Source organism: Pseudomonas sp. MF6747, from assembly GCF_963890955.1.
Lineage (GTDB): Bacteria > Pseudomonadota > Gammaproteobacteria > Pseudomonadales > Pseudomonadaceae > Aquipseudomonas.
In genome coordinates this window covers 151,612-171,625 of record NZ_CAWPSZ010000052.1, presented here as the reverse complement: position 1 = coordinate 171,625, position 20,014 = coordinate 151,612, and the positions used below count along the sequence as shown (strand labels likewise).

General features: G+C 61.0%; 18 protein-coding genes. 3 read left to right on the top strand and 15 right to left on the bottom strand.

Going from position 1 to position 20,014, the window contains the following annotated elements; genetic code table 11:
• Positions 1-456: 456 nt before the first annotated feature.
• The 11 genes from AACW30_RS29400 to AACW30_RS29350 all read right to left on the bottom strand — a co-directional run bounded on the left by AACW30_RS29400 (position 457) and on the right by AACW30_RS29350 (position 12,741).
• Entirely contained in the window at positions 457-1,746 is a 1,290-nt protein-coding gene (locus AACW30_RS29400; RefSeq protein ID WP_106577628.1) for an adenylosuccinate synthase, read from the bottom strand.
• A 54-nt stretch (positions 1,747-1,800) separates the two neighbouring features.
• Positions 1,801-2,988, bottom strand: coding sequence for an ATP phosphoribosyltransferase regulatory subunit (locus AACW30_RS29395; RefSeq protein ID WP_200624032.1), 1,188 nt, complete (start codon positions 2,986-2,988; stop codon positions 1,801-1,803).
• Between the two features lie 305 nt (positions 2,989-3,293).
• Complete coding sequence (gene hflC / locus AACW30_RS29390) at positions 3,294-4,160, bottom strand: protease modulator HflC (protein WP_017138460.1); 867 nt, start codon at positions 4,158-4,160, stop codon at positions 3,294-3,296.
• Positions 4,160-5,335, bottom strand: coding sequence for an FtsH protease activity modulator HflK (gene hflK, locus AACW30_RS29385; protein ID WP_106577626.1), 1,176 nt, complete (start codon positions 5,333-5,335; stop codon positions 4,160-4,162). The genes hflC and hflK overlap by 1 nt, the downstream gene beginning before the upstream one ends.
• A 96-nt stretch (positions 5,336-5,431) precedes the next feature.
• The gene (hflX, locus tag AACW30_RS29380; protein ID WP_106577625.1) at positions 5,432-6,733 is read right to left on the bottom strand and encodes a ribosome rescue GTPase HflX; all 1,302 of its coding nucleotides are present in this window, start codon (positions 6,731-6,733) and stop codon (positions 5,432-5,434) included.
• Between the two features lie 12 nt (positions 6,734-6,745).
• Entirely contained in the window at positions 6,746-7,006 is a 261-nt protein-coding gene (hfq, locus tag AACW30_RS29375; RefSeq protein WP_083355553.1) for an RNA chaperone Hfq, read from the bottom strand.
• 93 nt (positions 7,007-7,099) lie between these two features.
• A complete protein-coding gene (gene miaA, locus AACW30_RS29370; RefSeq protein WP_200624031.1) occupies positions 7,100-8,071 on the bottom strand; it encodes a tRNA (adenosine(37)-N6)-dimethylallyltransferase MiaA in 972 nt (323 codons plus the stop codon).
• On the bottom strand, positions 8,071-9,984 hold the full coding sequence (mutL, locus tag AACW30_RS29365) for a DNA mismatch repair endonuclease MutL (RefSeq protein ID WP_434223079.1): 1,914 nt from the start codon (positions 9,982-9,984) through the stop codon (positions 8,071-8,073). The genes miaA and mutL overlap by 1 nt, the downstream gene beginning before the upstream one ends.
• Positions 9,984-11,405 carry an N-acetylmuramoyl-L-alanine amidase gene (locus AACW30_RS29360; RefSeq protein WP_106577622.1) on the bottom strand — a complete coding sequence of 474 codons (1,422 nt, stop codon included), beginning with the start codon at positions 11,403-11,405 and terminating at the stop codon, positions 9,984-9,986. The genes mutL and AACW30_RS29360 overlap by 1 nt, the downstream gene beginning before the upstream one ends.
• Positions 11,406-11,422: 17 nt before the next feature.
• The gene (gene tsaE, locus AACW30_RS29355) at positions 11,423-11,893 is read right to left on the bottom strand and encodes a tRNA (adenosine(37)-N6)-threonylcarbamoyltransferase complex ATPase subunit type 1 TsaE (protein ID WP_106577621.1); all 471 of its coding nucleotides are present in this window, start codon (positions 11,891-11,893) and stop codon (positions 11,423-11,425) included.
• Complete coding sequence (locus AACW30_RS29350; RefSeq protein WP_200624030.1) at positions 11,881-12,741, bottom strand: NAD(P)H-hydrate dehydratase; 861 nt, start codon at positions 12,739-12,741, stop codon at positions 11,881-11,883. The genes tsaE and AACW30_RS29350 overlap by 13 nt, the downstream gene beginning before the upstream one ends.
• Positions 12,742-12,804: 63 nt before the next feature.
• Here AACW30_RS29350 and queG point away from each other — a divergent pair, with 63 nt between their 5' ends.
• Positions 12,805-13,869, top strand: coding sequence for a tRNA epoxyqueuosine(34) reductase QueG (gene queG / locus AACW30_RS29345; protein ID WP_106577619.1), 1,065 nt, complete (start codon positions 12,805-12,807; stop codon positions 13,867-13,869).
• Here the strand turns inward: queG and AACW30_RS29340 are convergent.
• Positions 13,866-14,483, bottom strand: coding sequence for a trimeric intracellular cation channel family protein (locus AACW30_RS29340; protein WP_177410090.1), 618 nt, complete (start codon positions 14,481-14,483; stop codon positions 13,866-13,868). The genes queG and AACW30_RS29340 overlap by 4 nt on opposite strands.
• 188 nt (positions 14,484-14,671) lie before the next feature.
• Positions 14,672-15,214, bottom strand: a complete 543-nt coding sequence (gene orn / locus AACW30_RS29335; RefSeq protein ID WP_124416282.1) for an oligoribonuclease — start codon at positions 15,212-15,214, stop codon at positions 14,672-14,674.
• 108 nt (positions 15,215-15,322) lie between these two features.
• Here orn and rsgA point away from each other — a divergent pair, with 108 nt between their 5' ends.
• Positions 15,323-16,354 (top strand): small ribosomal subunit biogenesis GTPase RsgA, encoded by a 1,032-nt coding sequence (rsgA, locus tag AACW30_RS29330; protein WP_003171340.1) that lies wholly within the window; start codon positions 15,323-15,325, stop codon positions 16,352-16,354.
• Between the two features lie 36 nt (positions 16,355-16,390).
• Here the strand turns inward: rsgA and motB are convergent, their stop codons facing one another.
• Both motB and motA read right to left on the bottom strand, forming a co-directional pair.
• A complete protein-coding gene (motB, locus tag AACW30_RS29325) occupies positions 16,391-17,407 on the bottom strand; it encodes a flagellar motor protein MotB (RefSeq protein WP_200624029.1) in 1,017 nt (338 codons plus the stop codon).
• 3 nt (positions 17,408-17,410) lie between these two features.
• Entirely contained in the window at positions 17,411-18,262 is an 852-nt protein-coding gene (gene motA, locus AACW30_RS29320) for a flagellar motor stator protein MotA (RefSeq protein WP_003217532.1), read from the bottom strand.
• A 166-nt stretch (positions 18,263-18,428) separates the two neighbouring features.
• Here motA and AACW30_RS29315 point away from each other — a divergent pair, with 166 nt between their 5' ends.
• Positions 18,429-19,964 (top strand): HDOD domain-containing protein, encoded by a 1,536-nt coding sequence (locus tag AACW30_RS29315; protein WP_106577616.1) that lies wholly within the window; start codon positions 18,429-18,431, stop codon positions 19,962-19,964.
• Positions 19,965-20,014 lie beyond the last annotated feature (50 nt).

Below are 20,014 nucleotides of genomic sequence, written 5' to 3'. Positions count from 1 at the left end.
AGGTCTTTTTCCAGGGTCGCACGCAGTTGCTTCTGCTCATCCTGCAAGCGCGTGGATAGCCCCGCCGTCAGACGCTGGCGCGTGCTCGAAGACAGACTGTCCAGACTGGAGGTGACTTCCTTGCCGGCTTGCGCCAGCTCGCCGGAGAGTTTCTGGCTGTCGATACCCAGGCGGTTGCCCAGATCAGCTTCCAATGCAGTGACCGTGCTCCGCGTCAGAGCGACGGCGACCAGCACTTGCACCAAAAGAGCGATACCAAGGGTAACGAACACCGGCCGCAACAGCCGGCTTTGTAACAATGAGAGAACGGCAGACACTGGGAATCCCTCCACCACGGGTGCCATTAATTTGATAGCACCGCGAAAGAAAGAACCATAGCAAGGGTCGTGCCGTTTACCAGACAGATACGACAAAGGGCTCCCGAAGGAGCCCTTTGCTTTTTACATCAACAGCTTATTAAGCGAACGGGTGACGCAGAACGATGGTCTCGTTGCGGTCCGGGCCCGTCGAAATAATGTCGATTGGCGCGCCGATCAGCTCTTCAACGCGCTTGATGTAAGCACGAGCGTTGGCTGGCAGCTCTTCGAGGGTTTTGGCACCCACGGTGGACTCGGTCCAACCCGGCACTTCTTCGTACACAGGCTGCAGGCCCACGTAGCTGTCAGCGTCGGTCGGCGCAACGTCCTTACCGTCTGCATCTTTGTAGCCGATGCAGATGTTGATGGTTTCCAGACCGTCGAGCACGTCCAGCTTGGTCAGGCAGATGCCCGAAATGCTGTTCACATCGATAGCGCGACGCAGGATAACCGCGTCGAACCAGCCGCAACGACGAGCACGGCCGGTGGTGGCGCCAAACTCATGACCTTGCTTGGCCAGGTGCGCACCGACTTCGTCGAACAGCTCAGTCGGGAACGGGCCCGAACCTACGCGCGTGGTGTAAGCCTTGGTGATACCCAGGATGTAGTCCAGGAACATCGGGCCGACACCCGAACCGGTAGCAACGCCGCCAGCGGTGGTGTTGGAGCTGGTCACGTACGGGTAGGTGCCGTGGTCGATGTCGAGCAACGAACCCTGGGCGCCTTCGAACATGATGTCTTTGCCGGCGCGGCGCAGGTCGTGCAGCTCAGCCGTCACGTCGAGCATCAGCGGCTTCAGCAGCTCGGCGTACTCTTTGCACTCGGCCAGGGTCTTTTCGAATTCAATAGCCGGCTCTTTGTAGTAACCAACGAGCATGAAGTTGTGGTAATCCACCAGTTCACGCAGCTTGTCTTCAAAGCGCGGCATGTTGAGCAGGTCGCCCACACGCAGGCCACGACGTGCAACCTTGTCTTCGTAGGCTGGGCCGATGCCGCGACCGGTAGTACCGATCTTCAGCTCGCCACGGGCCTTTTCACGGGCCTGGTCCAGCGCAACGTGGAAGGACAGGATCAGCGGGCAGGACGGGCTGATACGCAGGCGCTCGCGCACCGGTACACCCTTCTCTTCCAGCTTGGTGATCTCGCGCAGCAGGGCGTCAGGTGCAACCACCACGCCGTTGCCGATCAGGCACTGCACGCCTTCGCGCAATACGCCCGACGGGATCAGGTGCAAGACGGTTTTTTCGCCATCGATGACCAGGGTGTGGCCAGCGTTGTGGCCACCTTGGTAGCGCACTACGGCGGCAGCATGTTCGGTCAGCAGATCAACGATCTTGCCTTTGCCCTCATCACCCCATTGGGTGCCCAGGACTACGACATTCTTACCCATAACACTTGTCCTCATTCGCGCAAACTTGGTGCCGGCGATGGCCGGCAGGAAAACTCAAGAAGCCAGTGGCGATACTTGCCAAAGCCCGTTCTGCAGAATCAATTGCCGGTCGCAGTCCGCTTCACGGGCGGCGGCCAATGGCTGCCCAGGCAAAGCCTGGACGACACGCTGACCCTCACTGCGCAACTGGCAAACCTGCTGCCAGAGTGCTGCGTCCGTGCTGTCGGGCATCCAGACGCCACCAGACGGCAGCTCGACCTCAGCACGCCCCAGGGTCACCAGGGTTTTCAAATCAGTGGAAAAGCCGGTCGCCGGACGGGCGCGACCGAAGTCGGCGCCGATGTCGTCATAGCGACCGCCTTGGGCGATGGCCTGGCCAACACCCGGTACAAACACGGCAAACACCACACCGGTGTGGTAGTGGTAGCCGCGCAATTCGCCCAGGTCAAAATACAGAGGCAGTTGCTGGAAGCGCGCCGACAAACGCTCGGCAATCGCCAGCACGTCATCGAGCGCCGCCAACACGGGCGCCGGCGCATTGGCCAGGCGCTCGCGTGCAGCCGCCAGCACTTCACGACCACCGCACAGATCAACCAACGCGCGCAGCATGCCGGCGAGGTCTGCAGGTACACCCTCGGTAAGGGCGATCACTTCATCGATTGCCTTGCGTTGCAGAGCATCGAACAACTGCTGCTCAACTTCACCAGACAAGCCGGCCGCGCGGGCCAAGCCACGGTAGATACCGACGTGGCCCAGGTCCATGTGCACATCCGGCACGTCAGCCAGTTGCAGCATGGCCAACATCAAGCTGATCACTTCAACGTCGCTGCTCGGGCTGGCATCACCGTACAACTCGGCGCCCAATTGAATCGGGCTACGCGAAGACGACAAGGCACGCGGCTGCGCATGCAGCACGCTGCCGGCATAGCAAAGACGGCTGGGACCTTCGCGGCGCAGGGTGTGCGCATCGATCCGCGCCACTTGCGGCGTGATGTCGGCGCGAAAGCCCATTTGCCGACCCGATTGCGGGTCGATGACCTTGAAGGTGCGCAGATCCAGGTCCTGGCCCGCGCCGGTCAGCAGGGATTCCAGGTACTCGATATGGGGGGTCACGACAAACTCGTAACCCCAGCTCTGGAACAGATCCAACACCTGGCGACGCGCTACTTCAATGCGCGCAGCTTCTGGTGGCAGTACTTCTTCGATGCCATCTGGCAGCAGCCAGCGGTCTACCGTTGCCATTACGCCATTCCCCTATGATCCGGGCGGCCAGCCCTCGGCCGAGCCCTGAGTGAAGCAGAAAATGCCCGGTCCCTGCATAAACAACGCGCAAGAACGACGTGACGAAATGGCCTGCTAGCGGCCTCGTCGGGCACTTTCCTCGAAAAACCTGTGGCGCCTGCAACGCAGCACAACAATCAAACATGCAGACGCAAAAAAGCCGGGAATTTCCCGGCTGCCGCATCATACACCCGTTTTCTGAAAGGATCACCCCGCCAGGCATTTTAGCCGCCCGACGGAGTGTGCCCTACAGAATCACCGGCTGGTTACTTGGACTTTTCCAGGTAGCGGAAGAAGTCGCTGCTTGGGTCCAGCACCATGACGTCGGTTTTGTTCGCGAAGCTTTCACGGTAGGCGCGCAGGCTACGGTAGAACGCGTAGAACTCCTGATCCTGACCGTAAGCCTTGGCGTAGATCGCCGCAGCTTGAGCATCGCCATCACCACGGGCCTCTTCAGACTCGCGATAGGCTTCTGCCAGCAATACACGGCGCTGACGGTCGGCATCCGCACGGATACCTTCTGCCAACTCGTTACCTTTGGCGCGGTGCTCACGGGCTTCACGCTCACGTTCGGTGCTCATACGCTCGAACACGCTGCGGTTCACTTCCTTGGGCAGGTCGATCGCCTTGACCCGGACATCAACAACCTCGATGCCCAGTTCTTTCTCAGCCATGGTGTTCAGCGAACGCGTGATGTCAGCCATCAGCGCATCACGCTCACCGGATACCACCTCGTGCAGGGTGCGTTTACCGAACTGGTCACGCAGGCCCGATTCCAGACGGCGCGACAAACGCTCGTCGGCAATCTGCTTGAGGCCGGATGTCGCGGTGTAGAAGCGCTCGGCATCCTTGACGCGCCACTTGGCGTAGGCGTCAACCATCACGGCTTTCTTTTCCAGGGTCAGGAAGCGCTGTGTCGGTGCATCCAGGGTCATCAGGCGGCCGTCAAACTTGCGCACCTGGTTCACGTAGGGGACTTTCACATGCAGGCCCGGCTGGACATCCGCCTGGACCACACGACCGAATTGCAGCAACACCGCGCGCTCGGTCTGAGACACGATGTAGAAGCAGTTCCAGGCAGCGATGACCACGACGACGCCCACAATCAGGGCGGTCAGCGATTTATTGCTCATCAACGACTCTCCCTGGTACGTGTTTGCTGTTGCAGCAAGTCAGCGGCCGCACGGGCGCTCGCTTCGTTGGCAGCAGCGGTCGAACCGGTAGCCGGTGCGCTGGTGCTGCTACGACCACCTTCGATCATCTTGTCCAGCGGCAGGTACAGCAGGTTGTTCTGCCCACCTTTGCTACCGGTCACGAGAACCTTGCTGGTGTTGCTGAAGACTTCCTGCATGGTGTCCAGGTACAGACGCTCACGCGTGACTTCCGGAGCCTTGCGGTACTCGGCGACCAGCTTGGTGAAGCGATCCGCCTCACCCTTGGCGCGGGAAACCACTTCGTCGCGGTAACCATTGGCATCCTCGAGGATACGCTGGGCCTGACCGCGCGCTTCCGGCACGACGCCGTTGGCATAGGTCTCAGCCTGGTTGCGCGAACGCTGCTCGTCTTCACGGGCGCGGATCACGTCGTCAAAGGCTTCCTGCACTTCGCGCGGTGCAGCAGCGCTCTGTACGTTCACCTGGGTGACGGTGATACCGGTGCGATAAGTGTCGAGGAACCGCTGCAGGCGCTCCTTGATCTCGCTGGCCATCAATTCACGACCTTCAGTCAGCACCTGGTCCATGGCGGTAGAACCGACCACGTGACGCAGTGCACTTTCGGTTGCGTGTTGCAGGCTGATTTCCGGCTGATCAACGTTCAGCACGAAGTCCTGCAGGTTGCTGATCTTGTACTGCACGGTCAGCGGCACTTCGACGATGTTCTCGTCTTCGGTCAGCATCTGGCCCTGCTTGGTATAGGCACGCTCACGCGTGACGTTTTCCATGTACTTCTTGTCGATCGGGGGGAAGTAGATATTCAGGCCCGGGCCGACAGTCTCGTAGTACTTGCCGAAGCGCAGCACCACGGCCTGCTCCTGCTCGTCCACGACGTAAACCGCGCTGTACAGCCACACGGCTGCGAGCACGACAAGACCCAGGCCCAGCAGGCCATAGCCACCGCCCTTGCTTGTGCGACCGCCGTCGTCACCACCACGTTTTTTCCCACCACCGAACAACCCATTCAGGCTTTCCTGCAGCTTTCGGAAGGCCTCGTCGAGATCCGGTGGCCCCTTGCGGTCGCCATTATTGCGGCGCTTACCACCCCAAGGATCCTGATTATTCGAGTTGCCACCCGGCTCATTCCAAGCCATAGCGCTCTCCATCTGATAAAGCAAAGACGCACCCACGGCGCGCCGACCAATGCTACAGAATGCCTGCTACTGCGGCACAACCGCTTTCGGAGGCTTTTATTGCAAAGTGTGTTGTTCGATGAACTCCGTCGGCACCACACCTTCACGGCTGACCAGCCGATTCAGCTCCGAGCGCGGCAATCGAACGGCCAGCAAGCTGACACCTTCTTCGTCGTATTCTTCTTTCTGTACGGCGCCTAGCTCGAAAAACTGTGCACGCAGTCGAGCAAAACGCTGAGGCAAGCGCAAGGTGCCGACAAACAAATCGCTGCCCAGCAACTCGGCAATGGCTTGTTCAAGCAACTCCAAACCACTGCCATCGCGCGCCGACAGCCAGACCCGCTGGGGCTTGCCGTCTTCATCACGCTGAATTTGCGGCTCAACGCCTTCAAGCAAATCGAGTTTGTTATAGACCTCGAGGATCGGCAAGTCCTGTGCACCAATCTCGCCCAGCACCACCATCACCTGCTCGATTTGCAACATGCGATCCGGTTCGGCCGCATCGATCACGTGCAACAGCAGGTCGGAATTGCTCGACTCTTCGAGCGTAGACCGAAACGCCTCGACCAGCTTGTGAGGCAAGTGACGAATGAACCCCACGGTGTCGGCCAGGACAATCGGCCCCAGGTCGTCCAGTTCCAGACGGCGCAAGGTCGGGTCGAGGGTGGCGAACAGTTGGTCGGCCGCGTACACGTCCGATTTCGTCACGTTATTGAACAGGGTGGATTTGCCGGCGTTGGTGTAGCCCACCAGGGAAACGGTAGGGATGTCCGCCCGCATGCGGCCGCGACGCGATTGCTCACGCTGGCTGCGCACTTTTTCCAGACGGCCCTTGATCTGACGCAGGCGAACCCGCAGCAGACGGCGGTCGGTTTCCAGCTGGGTTTCACCCGGACCGCGCATGCCGATACCGCCACCCTGACGCTCAAGGTGAGTCCAGCCGCGAACCAGCCGGGTGCTCATGTGGTCAAGCTGGGCCAGTTCGACCTGGAGCTTGCCTTCATGGGTACGGGCGCGTTGGGCGAAAATATCGAGAATCAGACCGGTGCGGTCGATCACGCGACACTCGAAAACACGTTCGAGGTTGCGTTCCTGACTGGGCGTGAGGGTGTGATTGAAGATCACCAGATCGGCTTCTTCAGCATGGACCAGGTCGCGCAGTTCCTCGACCTTGCCGCTGCCGATCAGGAATTTGGCGGTTGGCCGATGACGCGGTACGTTAAAAAACGCAACGGTCTCGGCGCCGGCCGAATTTGCCAACTCCTGAAACTCCTGCGGATCTTCGCGCGCCTCAGGGTCCTGTCCATCCAAGTGAACGAGGATTACTCGCTCACCACCACCGTGGCGCTCAAAGAACAAAGGAGACTCCTATCAGGCGTTACCTGGCTCAGCGTCACCCTGTTCGGTATCAGTTGCGCTAGGCAGACGGATAGGACGAACGGGAACGACTGTCGAGATAGCGTGCTTGTAAACCATCTGGCTGACGGTGTTTTTCAGCAGGATCACGAATTGGTCGAACGACTCGATCGTGCCTTGCAGCTTGATCCCGTTGACCAGATAGATGGAAACCCCCACTTTCTCTTTACGTAAAGTATTCAAGTAAGGGTCTTGTAGCGAATGCCCTTTTGACATGTGCCGCACTCCTTTAAGGATCAATAATAAAATTCGGAAAATAGATAGCTTATGGCCGTCACACCCCCAAGGATAGACGGCAATTGCAAGGACTCAGCTCAATATGGAGACCGTTCCCAAGTATTTCAAGGCGCGTGACAGATTGTCGCTGTCCAGGCTGTCCAGCCAGTGCAAATCGCTCCAGCTGCGCAACCAGGTGAACTGGCGTTTCGCCAATTGGCGCGTGGCAATGATGCCGCGCTCCTGCATTTCGGCTGACGTCAGCTTGCCATCCAGATGATCCCAGACTTGGCGGTAGCCAACAGCACGTATCGACGGCAACCCAGCGTGCAGGTCACCTCGGGAACGCAGTGCTACGACCTCATCCACAAACCCCTGTTCCAACATAATTGTGAATCTTTGTGCAATTCGTTCATGCAGCACCTGACGATTTGCCGGAGCAATGGCCAGATTCGCCACAGTATAGGGCAATACTGCCTGTCCAGACGCGCCTGCGTCAGCACTTTGCGCAGTTTGTTTCAGCCGATGTTCAGTCATGGTCTGGCCGCTGACGCGCCAGACTTCCAGGGCGCGAGTGAGGCGCTGCGGGTCATTGGGATGAATGCGCGCCGCCGACACCGGGTCAACCGCCGCCAATTGGTCGTGCAGGGCTTGCCAGCCAAGGCGTACAGCCTCTTCCTCGAGTGCCGCGCGCACTTGAGCGTCAGCCGGCGGCATATCCGCCAGGCCTTCCTGCAACGCCTTGTAGTAGAGCATCGTGCCGCCCACCAGCAGCGGAATATTGCCCCGCGCGGTGATTTCGGCCATGACGGCCAAGGCATCGGTGCGAAAATCTGCCGCAGAATAGCTCTCGGCCGGGTCGATGATGTCGATCAGCTTATGCGGATATTCGGCCAGCAGCGCTTTTGAAGGCTTGGCCGTACCGATGTCCATGTCCCGGTAAACCAGGGCAGAGTCGACACTGATCAGCTCGCACGGCAACACCTTGGTCAGCTCAATGGCCAGGTCAGTCTTGCCGGCAGCCGTGGGGCCCATCAGGAAGATTGCGGGGGGCAAGGCGCTCATCAACGGCCGCGCAAGAACAGTTTGTCCAGATCGTCCAGGCCCATTTGGGTCCAGGTCGGTCGGCCGTGGTTGCATTGGCCGCTGCGCTCGGTGTTTTCCATGTCGCGCAGCAAGCCGTTCATTTCTGGCAAGGCCAGACGCCGATTGGCGCGGATCGCGCCGTGGCAGGCCATGGTGCCAAGCAGTTCGTTGATGTGGGCCTGGATGCGGTCACTGGTGCCGTACTCCATCAAGTCAGCCAGCACGTCGGCGACCAGACGGTTAGCTTCAGCTTGCTTGAGCAGCGCAGGAATCTGGCGGATCGCCAGGGTTTCCGGGCCCAGGCGCTGCAATTCGAAGCCCAGTTTCTGGAACACGCTGTGGTGCTCTTCAGCGCAATCGGCTTCACGCTGGCTGACGGCCAGTGACTCCGGCACCAGCAATGGCTGACCGCTGAGGCCTTCGCTGGCCATGGCGATCTTCAAGCGCTCGTACATGATCCGCTCATGGGCGGCGTGCATGTCCACCAGCACCAGGCCGTGGGCGTTTTCCGCGAGGATGTAGATGCCTTTGAGTTGCGCCAGCGCATAGCCCAGCGGCGGGATATCACCGCCGCCTTCTGGCAACGCGACAGCATTGGGCTCGGCACCCGGCAGCGGCGCAAAAAACTCGCGATAGGCCGCCTGGGCCTCTGCCACCGGCACTGCCGACTGCGGACGCGGTGTGTACTGATACTGATAGCCGGCACCGGAGCCGGAACCCGGTGCCGTATAGCTCGGCTGCGGCTGCGGCGATTGCAGCAGGTTGGCCGCCAGGCTCATTTCGCCTTGAGGGCCAAACTCACCGGCTTCCGGGCCGCTCGGCCGCACCACCGCCGTCACGATCGGCGCAGACAGCTGATCATCCGGGCGCACATCGCCCAGGGCGCGGTGCAAAGTGCCATAAAGGAAGTCATGCACCATGCGCCCGTCACGGAAGCGCACTTCGTGCTTGGTCGGGTGCACGTTGACGTCGACCACCGAAGGATCGACCTCAAAAAACAGCACAAACGTAGGATGCCGCCCGTTGAACAGCACGTCGCGGTAGGCCTGACGCACAGCGTGGGCCACCAATTTGTCGCGTACCGCGCGGCCATTCACAAAGAAATACTGCAAGTCCGCCTGGCTACGGGAAAAGGTTGGCAAACCCACCCAGCCCCACAGCCGCAAGCCATTGCGCTCGATCTCGATCGGCAACGCCTGCTCCAGGAAACCCGCGCCGCAGATTGCCGACACACGCCGAGCACGCGCCGCGTCGTCATGGGCTTCGTGCAGGCTGAGGATGGTCTTGCCGTTATGGCGCAAGTGAAACGCCACGTCGAAACGCGCCAAGGCCAGGCGCTTGATGACTTCTTGCAGATGATCGAATTCGGTTTTTTCAGCCTTGAGGAATTTGCGCCGCGCCGGGGTATTGAAGAACAGGTCGCGCACTTCCACCGAAGTGCCCACCGGGTGCGCCGCCGGCTGAACCCTGGGCGCCATGTCGCGGCCTTCGGTTTCCACCTGCCAGGCCTGCTCGGCGTTGCGGGTGCGCGAAGTCAGGGTCAGACGCGCCACCGAGCTGATAGACGCCAGGGCCTCACCGCGAAAACCCAGGCTCATGACCCGCTCAAGGTCTTCGAGGTCGCGAATCTTGCTGGTGGCGTGACGCGCCAGGGCCAGCGGCAGGTCATCGGAGGAAATGCCGCTGCCGTCGTCGCGTACGCGCAGCAGCTTGACGCCGCCCTGTTCCACGTCGACGTCAATGCGCTTGGCGCCGGAGTCGATGCTGTTTTCCAGCAGCTCCTTGATCACCGACGCCGGGCGCTCAACCACCTCGCCCGCGGCAATCTGGTTGGCCAGGCGTGGGCTGAGCAGCTCGATGCGCGAGCCACTGTTCAAGACTGATTCGCTCATTACTGCGCCGCCAATTCGGTGCCAGGGATGGTCAACACCTGGCCGACTTTCAACTCATCGGTCTTCAGGTTGTTGGCGCTGCGCAAGGTAGCGGCCGACACCTGAAAACGCACGGCCAGCATCGCCAGGGTGTCGCCAGGCTGCACGCGATGATCACGTGGGCCCTGGGCGATTTTCCCGGAGTCACGCAGCCAGGCGATGTAGGTGCCCGGCGGCGGGTTCTGTTGGAAGAACTGACGAATGCCCGCGCTGATCGAGCGCGCCAATGCCTGCTGGTGGCTCGCACTGGCCAGCTTCGAGGCCTCGTTGGAGTTGGAGATAAACCCGGTTTCGACCAGGATCGACGGAATATCCGGCGACTTCAACACCATGAACCCGGCCTGCTCCACGCGCTGTTTGTGCAGCGAGGTGACGCGACCGATGTTGCTCAGGACCTTCTGGCCAACGTTCAAGCTGGAGGTCAACGAGGCGGTCATCGACAGGTCGAGCAGTACGCCAGCGAGCATTTTGTCTTTGTCGTCGAGGGACACGTTGCCAGCCCCGCCGATCAAGTCGGAACGGTTTTCGCTGTCGGCCAGCCAGCGCGCGGTCTCGGACGTGGCGCCGCGATCCGACAACGCAAACACCGAAGCACCAAAGGCGGCGGCCGATGGCGCGGCGTCAGCGTGGATCGACACGAACAGGTCGGCGCCCTTCTTGCGAGCGATCTCGGTACGGCCACGCAAAGGAATGAAGTAGTCGCCGGTACGGGTCAGCTCGGCGCGATAGCCTTTCATGCCACTGACCTGACGTTGCAGTTCACGGGCGATGGCCAGCACCACGTCTTTTTCATGCTGGCCGCGCGAGCCGGAGGCGCCCGGGTCTTCACCGCCGTGACCGGCGTCGATCACCACAATAATGTCGCGCTTGCCCGCAGGTGCGGGCGGCGGCGGTGGCAGCTTGACCTGAGGCTGCGACGGATTGACCGGCACGGCCGGCACAGTCGCCACGCTTGGCGTCGGCGCAGGCGGCGGCGCGGCATCGGCGGCATTGTCGAACAGGTCGACCACCAAGCGGTTGCCGTATTGGGCGTTCGGCGCCAGCACAAAGCTTTTCGGGGTCACCGCCTTTTTCAGGTCGATCACCACCCGCAGGTCGGTCGGCGTGCGCTGCGCCGAGCGCATCGAGGTAATCGGCGTGTTGGCGGTGGAGACTTTCAACGGCGCGGCCAGGGTCGCACCGTTGATGTCGATCACCAGGCGATCAGGCGCCGTGAGGGTAAAGACGCTGTGCTGGACCGGGCCAGACAGGTCAAACACCAGTCGCGTGTTATCCGGCGCTCGCCACAGGCGAACACTTTTCACCTGTGAAGCAGCCAGAGCATTGAAAGTCATTGCCGCAAGCAACACCCCTACGACAGCAACCATCGCGCGAAAGCGCATACCTAACCCCACCAATTTTATTTGAATTCCAGTGCCAGAGCGGCGCACCACGACTCACCGCGCGCGCTCTGGGGCAACAACTTCAGCTGACGTCCGTGGTCATGCGGCGTAATGGTAATGGTCAGGTCCGGCTTTGGCAAAAAGCCTGTGCCTTTATCTGGCCACTCGATCAGGCACAACGCGTCTTCGTCGAAGTAATCACGGATGCCCATGTATTCCAGTTCTTCCGGGTCGACCAGACGATACAGGTCAAAATGGAAGGCGCGAACTTTACCGATCTCGTAGGGTTCGACCAGGGTGAACGTCGGGCTTTTTACCGCGCCCGTGTGGCCCAACCCGCGAATAATGCCGCGTGACAGCGTGGTCTTGCCCGCCCCCAGGTCGCCTTCGAGAAAGATCAGCCCCGCGCCGTTTGTGACGTGGGCGATGCGATTTCCGAACGCAACCATGGCGTCTTCATCGCCCAGAAAAAGCGTTACTTCAGACACGGTGACTGCTCCTCCAGCAATTGACGAATGGCAGGTATCAGGTCGCTGGCAGCCAGCCCGCGACCGAAAGTGCCTTGGCGATCCCCCGCCGTGGCGTGCAACCACACCGCCAGGCAGCTGGCTTCATAAGCCGGCATGCCCTGAGCCAGCAACGCGCCGACCAGACCACTCAACACATCCCCCAGACCCGCCGTGGCCATCGCCGGATGGCCCTGGTCACAGCGCGAAACACGCCCGTCCGGGCTGGCAATCAAACTGCCAGCACCCTTGAGAATAGCCACTGCATTGAATTTCTGGCTCAACGCGCGCGCCACCTTAAGGCGATCGGCCTGAACCTCGGCTGTCTTCATGCCCATCAAGCGCGCTGCTTCGCCAGGATGTGGCGTGATCACCGAGTTGGCCGGCAGGCTGACGCTGCCGGTAGCCAGTTGATTCAAGGCATCCGCATCCCAGACTTGCGCCTGTTTGGCGTTGGCGGCGACGGATAACAAACTTTTGCCCCAGGACGCCTCACCGAGGCCTGGACCGATGACGATCACCGAGATTTTTTCCAGCAGCCCCATCAACTGATTGGCCGAACTCACGCCAACGGTCATGACTTCCGGCAGGCGCGCCAGGGCGGCGGGAATGTGTTCAGGGCGGGTGGCCAGCGAGACCATGCCCGCGCCACTGCGCAAGCCGCTTTCGGCGCTCAGCAGCGCGGCGCCGCCAAAGCCGTGGTCGCCGCCGATGACCAGCAGGTGACCGAACTGGCCTTTATGGGCGTCCGGGGAGCGTGCAGTCAGTTGCGGCAAATGGCCGTGCAATAGAGGCTGTACGTCGGTTATTGCGTGTTTTGTCTGCGGCATGCGTCTTCAAGCTCCGATGTCTGGCAGAATTATACCTATCTAACCTGCGGTTTCCCTTGTCTCATGTCTGCCATCACCACGGATCTGCCCGCCCTCGCCCAATCGATCAAAGACTGGGGCCGCGAGCTGGGCTTTCAACAAGTCGGCATCAGCGGCCTGGACCTGGCCGAGCATGAGCAGCACCTGCAACGCTGGCTCGACGCGGGCTACCACGGCGAGATGGACTACATGGGCGCCCATGGCAGCAAACGCTCGCATCCCGATGAACTGGTGCCGGGCACTCTGCGCGTGGTCTCGCTGCGCATGGATTATCTGCCAGGCGACACCCAAATGGCGCAGTTGCTGGCCAAGCCAGAAAAAGCCTACATCTCCCGTTACGCCCTTGGCCGCGATTACCACAAGCTCATCCGCAAGCGCGTGCAGCAACTGGCCGATCGCATTCAAGCCCAGATCGGCCCGTTTGGCTTTCGCGCGTTTGTCGACAGCGCGCCGGTGCTGGAAAAAGCCATCGCCGAGCAGGCCGGTCTCGGCTGGATCGGCAAAAACACCCTGGTGCTCAATCGCAAGGCCGGCAGCTATTTCTTCCTGAGCGAGCTGTTTGTCGATTTGCCACTGCCGGTAGATCCGCCTCACGCCACCGAGCACTGCGGCCGCTGCACCGCTTGCCTGGACATCTGCCCCACCAACGCGTTTGTCGGCCCCTATGTACTGGACGCGCGACGCTGCATTTCCTACCTCACCATCGAGCTCAAAAGCTCAATTCCTGAAGACTTGCGCCCGCTGATCGGCAATCGCGTGTTCGGTTGCGATGACTGTCAGATCGTTTGCCCGTGGAATCGTTTCGCCCGACCTACCGCCGAAGGCGATTTCAAGCCTCGGCACAACCTGGACAACGCCGAGCTGGCCGAACTGTTTATGTGGGACGAGGATAAATTCCTCAGCAGCACCGAAGGTTCGCCGCTACGCCGCGCCGGTTATGAACGCTGGCTGCGCAACCTGGCCGTTGGGCTGGGCAATGCGCCGTCGAGCATTCCAGTGCTGGAAGCTTTAAAGGCGCGTCGGGATTACCCATCGGACTTGGTGCGCGAACACGTCGAGTGGGCGCTCAACCAGCACGCTGCACGCTAGTGCACGTCGTCGTTGTAGACGAATTTGGGCATTTCCCAGTGAAAACGGATGGCCAGCAGGCGCAACAGAAAGCCGCTGAACAAGGTCAGCAGGATCGCTTGCTCGCTGGGCAACTGCAGATAAAGGCACAGCATGTAGAACCAGGCGGCAAGGAACGACACGCTGGCGTACAGCTCACGGCGGAAGATCAGCGGGATGTCGTTGCAGAAAATATCCCGCAGGATGCCGCCGAATACGCCAGTAATCACCCCGCTCACTGACGCCACCAACATGCCGTGGCCCATTTCCAGGGCGGTCATGCAGCCGATCAAAGTGAACGCCACCAGGCCCACGGCGTCCAGCGCCAGGAACAGTGACCGCAGATGGCGCATCAACGGTGCGATAAAGATCGTCACCAACGCAGCGATGGAGGTCAACACCAGGTATTCCGGGTGTTTGACCCAGGTCAGCGGGTAATGCCCAAGCAATACATCGCGTACCGAACCACCGCCCAATGCCGTGACGCAGGCAATCAGCACCACCCCAAACCAGTCCATGCCCCGCCGCCCGGCGGACAGCGCGCCGGTCATGGCTTCGGCGGTGATGGCGATGAGGTAGAGCATCAACAGCATGATGGCGATCCTTGCAATGAGGCGCGCAGTCTAATCATTTGGTGATGGCACCAAAAGGGGGCGCCAGGCGAAAGACCGCGTCGCGCCCTTCGCGAGCAAGCCCGCTCCCACATTCGACCGCATTCCAAAGGTGGAACTTGGTTAAATGTGGGCGCGGGCTTGCTCGCGAAGGCGACAGGCCAGGCGAATCTTCAAGCCTTGATGAAATGCTTGCGGTAATGCTGCAACTCAGCAATCGACTCGCGAATATCATCCAACGCCAAATGCGTGCTGCCTTTATGGAAGCTGTCTTTGACTTCCGGCGCCCAGCGTGCGGCCAGCTCTTTCAAGGTGGACACATCCAGGTTGCGGTAGTGGAAGTAGCTTTCCAGCGCTTTCATGTGCGTATAAAGGAAGCGACGATCCTGGCAGATGCTGTTGCCGCAGATCGGCGACTTGCCCTTGGGCACCCACTTTTCAAGGAAGGCGATGGTTTCAGCTTCGGCGTCGCGCATGCTGATGCGGCTGTCACGCACGCGCTGGGTCAGGCCGGAGTTGCCGTGGGTGCGCGTATTCCACTCATCCATGGTGGCGAGGACGGCGTCGCTGTGGTGAATGGCGATCACCGGACCTTCGGCCAAGGTGTTGAGGTTGCTGTCGGTGACAATCGTCGCCATCTCGATGATGACGTCGGTGTCGGGGTTCAGACCGGTCATTTCCAGATCGATCCAAATCAGGTTCTGTGGGTTTTGCATGGCTTGATTCTCTTGGCACCTTGGCGTAGCTGCGCAGTTTAGCAGGCAGGGGCGTGCTAGACTCGCGACCGTTTTACCTAACTTTTGCATTATCGACACGGAACACCCATGGCCAAACGCCAGCTCAATCGTCGCCAAAACTGGCGCATCGAAAAGATCCAAGGTGAACGCGCTGCTCGCGCCGCCAAACGTGAATCCTCCGCCGTAGAGGCGCTCGAGGGCGGCGACCTGGGCCCCGAACAGACGGGTCTGGTGATCGCGCACTTTGGTGTGCAGGTCGAAGTCGAGGCGCTGGAAGGCGAACTCGCAGGCTCTGTTTCCCGCTGCCACTTGCGCGCCAACCTGCCTGCGCTGGTGACCGGCGACAAGGTCGTGTGGCGCGCCGGCAACCAGGGCATCGGCGTGATCGTCGCCCAGTTGCCGCGCACCACCGAATTGCGCCGCCCTGACAGCCGCGGCCAGCTCAAGCCGGTGGCCGCCAACGTCGACATGATCGTGATCGTGTTCGCGCCGCTGCCCGAGCCGCATGCCAACCTGATCGACCGCTACCTTGTCGCAGCCGAGCATGCCGGCATTCGCCCGCTGTTGCTGCTGAACAAATTCGACCTGATCGACGAGCAGAACGCCCCGGCGCTCAACGCGCTACTGGCGGTCTACCGCACGCTGGGTTACCCGGTGCTGGAAGTCTCGGCGCATCACGGCAATGGCATGGAACAGCTGCAACAGCAGTTGGACGGGCGCATCAGTGTGTTCGTCGGCCAGTCGGGCGTGGGCAAGTCGTCGCTGGTCAACAGCTTGTTGCCGGAAGTCGACACCCGTGTCGGCCCGCTGTCGGAACTGTCCGGCCAGGGCACCCACACCACCACCACCGCGCGGTTGTTCCACTTCCCGGGCGGCGGTGAGCTGATCGACTCCCCGGGTATTCGTGAATTTGGCTTGGGCCACGTCAGCCGCAGCGATGTGGAAGCGGGCTTCATCGAGTTCAACGACCTGATCGGCACCTGCCGCTTCCGCGACTGCAAACACGACCGCGAGCCCGGTTGTGCACTGCTCAAGGCGCTGGAAGACGGTCGCGTTCAGCAGCAGCGCATGAACAGCTACCGGTCGATTATTGCGAGCTTGCCCGAGAGCAGTTACTGAACCGTTGTGGCGAGCCCGCTCGCCACAATCGCTCTGTTACGACCCAGGCGCCGTAGGATCTTTCACCCCACCATCATCAAACAGGTTCAGCTTCTGCCGCAGCTCGTGGGCCGGCAGCGGTTCCTGCCCTGGCGGAATCGCGTTCGGGTCGGCCGGCACTTCGCCCGGTGCGCCCTCGCCTTGGGTCGGTGCCGCCGGCGCTGCGCCCTGATGGCCTTCGATCGCACGCTGGGCCTTTTTGGTCAGCACGACAATATCAATCCGACGGTTGATCGGGTTGAACGGATCTTTAGGATCAAATAGCTGCGACGACGCAAAACCCACCACACGTGCCACTTGCGGGTCCGGGTAGCTGCCCGCGACCAGCGCACGGCGGGCGGCGTTGGCGCGGTTGGCCGAGAGTTCCCAGTTGCCGAAGTCACCCTGGCCCGCATACGGCTTGGCGTCGGTGTGGCCGCTGATGCTGATCTTGTTCGGCACCGCCTTGATGGTGTCAGCCATGGCCAGCAGGATGTCTTCAAAATAGGGTTTCAGACGCGCGCTGCCAGAGTCGAACATCGGCCGGTTGGCGGCGTCGGTGATCTGGATGCGCAAGCCTTCCGGCGTGATTTCGAAAGAAATCTGATCCTTGAATTTCAGCAGCTGCGGATTCTCTTCAACCTTGGTCTGCAGTTCCTGCAGCAACAATTCCAGGCGTTCCTGCTCGACCTGCTCGGCCATGGCCTCGACGGTATCGCGCTCGATTGGAATGTTTTCCTGCGGCGATTCGGTCTTGACCTCCGGGTTGATGGTGCGCTCGGGCGCCAGCTGCGGCGAGCCGCCCAGGTCGATGACAAACGGTGTGCCGCTTTCCGAAAAGCCAATCGGGTCTTTGAAGTAACCGGCGATGGCGATCTTCTGTTCGGGCGTGGCGGTGGACATCAGCCACAGCACCAGGAAGAACGCCATCATCGCCGTCGCAAAGTCGGCGAAGGCGATTTTCCAGGCGCCGCCATGGTGCCCCGCAGCGAAGCGCTTGACGCGCTTGATGATTATCGGCTGGTTGTTTTCCATGACTTAGCGACCGCGAACCGCTTGTTCCAGCTCGGCAAAACTTGGGCGATGTTTCGGGTACAGCACCTTGCGCCCGAACTCCACCGCCAGCGATGGCGGCATGCCGGACGCCGAAGCCACCAGGCAGGCCTTGATCGCTTCGTACAAATTCACTTCTTCCTTGGCATCGTGGGCCAGGGAAGTGGCCAGTGGGCCGAAGAAACCGTAGGCGGCAAGAATACCGAAGAAGGTACCCACCAGGGCCGCGCCCACGTGCATGCCGATGGCCTTCTGGTCGCCTTCGCCCAGGGACGCCATGGTCACCACGATGCCGAGTACCGCCGCGACGATACCGAAACCGGGCATGCCGTCGGCGATGCCGGTCACGGCGTGGGATGGGTGTTCCAGCTCTTCCTTAAGGCTGAACAGCTCCATGTCGAACAGGCCTTCCAGCTCGTGCGGCGCCATGTTGCCGGAGGACATGATGCGCAGGTAGTCGCAGATGTAGGCGGTCATGCGCTCGTCTTTGAGCACCGCCGGGTACTTGGCGAAAATCGGGCTGGCGGCGGCGTCTTCAATGTCGCCTTCGATAGCCATCATGCCTTCGCGGCGACTCTTGTTGAGGATCTCGTAGATCAGCCCCAGCACTTCCAAATAAAAGGTGTGGGAGAAGCGCGAGCTGAACATGCCCAGCGACTTCTTGATCACGTGCATGGTCATGTAGCCGGGGTTGGCCTGCAGGAATGCGCCAAACGCGGCACCGCCGATGATCAACACTTCGAAGGGCTGGATCAGCGCGGCAATTTTACCGTGGGACAGGACGTACCCACCGAGCACACTTGCGATGACGACGATGATGCCGATAATTTTAGCCATAGGAGATTGGTACTTGCGCCGTCGGGTTCATGGACATATTGGGTGAAGCTGAAAACTCTTGTTCTACTTATCGGCAAAACTGCGCCAGACTATAGCCCGTTAAGGCGAAAAGCCAATTCGGCCCGTTCCGGGCGTGTAGAACGCAAGTGATGATCGCGCCCCAATCATGGCTAATGAAACGACAGCTCCAACGACAAAACCTACTACCCTCGCGGCTTGGATAAAGCGCCTGGACGATGTGCTGCTGCCTGTTCCTCAGGCTAGTCACGAACGCGTGTGCAAGGCCATCCGCGATAGCCGTAGTTCTTTACGGGATATTGCCGAGCTGATGCAACACAGCCCGGCGCTGGTGCTCAGCGTGATGCGCGAGGCTAACGGCCAGGCCCATGGCAGCCTGTCGGGGCCGGCGGAAAACCTCGAAGTGGCGCTCAACCGCCTCGGCCTCAAACGCGCCGAAGAGTTGCTGGCGCGCCTGCCCTCGGTGCCGGAAAAAGACATTCCGGTGGCCCTGCGCCAACTGCTGCTGGTGAGCCAGCACGCGTCCCAGCAAGCCAACGGTTTGTTCGCCAGCCGCCTCGCGCGGTTGTGGCAAGACATTCATTGGGGCAGCCTGCTGTTTCTGTCGCCGCTGTGGCCGATGGCCGTCGCGTACCCCAAGCTTCTGGAAGAATGGGAACTGCGGGTGATCCACAAAGGCCAGTCGGCACACACGGTCGAACAGGCACTGTTCGGTGTGCGCCTGCTGGACTTGTGCCGCGGTTTGACCGAAGCCTGGCACCTGCCGATCTGGGTCTCCCAAGGCTACAACCTGCTGCTGACTGAACAGCGCTTGCTGGTCAAGGCGCTGCGCATCGCCCGTGAAGACGACGCGCTGCGCCAACAGCAATTGCTCGACGCCGAACCCAACCTGCGCCGCTGGCTGAACCAGCCGGCCAACACTGTGCTGCTGGCCAACGGCCTGGCGATGTCGGCGCAGGAATCCTGGACTTGCCCGCACACCGAGCGTTGGCAGTACCTCACGGCGCTGTACCTGCAAGAGCCGCTGAGTGACGTGCAGCAACAGGTTCACCAGCAAGCGGTGACCAGCGCACGCACAACCTTGATGCCTGACCTCTGGCACCCGGCGTTGTCGCTGATCTGGCCGTGGCATGTGCAGAAAATCCATCGCGGCCTGTTGCCGGCGCCGCCGCCCACTGCCGAGGCACTCGCCGTGTGGCGCAAGCGTTGCACCGAGCTGCTGGTCGAACCGAGCCGTTTTGCCAATGCCATGCACCTGACCACCTGCGCCCGAGAAGCCTTGGTCGCCAGTGGCATGCAGCGCGTCTTGTTGTTCATGGCGGACCGCGCCTTGAGCACCTTGCGCGTGCACCAGGCTGACGGCTTGCCCAGGGACGCGGCGAACCTGAGCCTGGACGTGGTCAACAGCACGCTGCTGCAGCGCCTGCTGGAAAAGTCTGCCCAGGTACGCCTCACGCCAGACAACCACGCACAGTTCTCGGCCTTGCTGCCGCCGATCCTGCGCCGCCTGTTCAATGGCGAACACCTGTTGCTGCGTTCGTTGAGCTGCAACGGCAAGGTCGTGATGCTGATGGTCGCCGATCAGGGCGGTGGCCCCTTCTCGGAAACCACCGTGCAGGCCTTCGGCAAAACCGCTCAATGCATCGAGAAAGCGCTGCACAGCTTTACCAACCGCAGCGCTTGATGCTTGCGCTACAATCGCCCTCTTTTATCGCCAACAATTGTGCCCAGGAG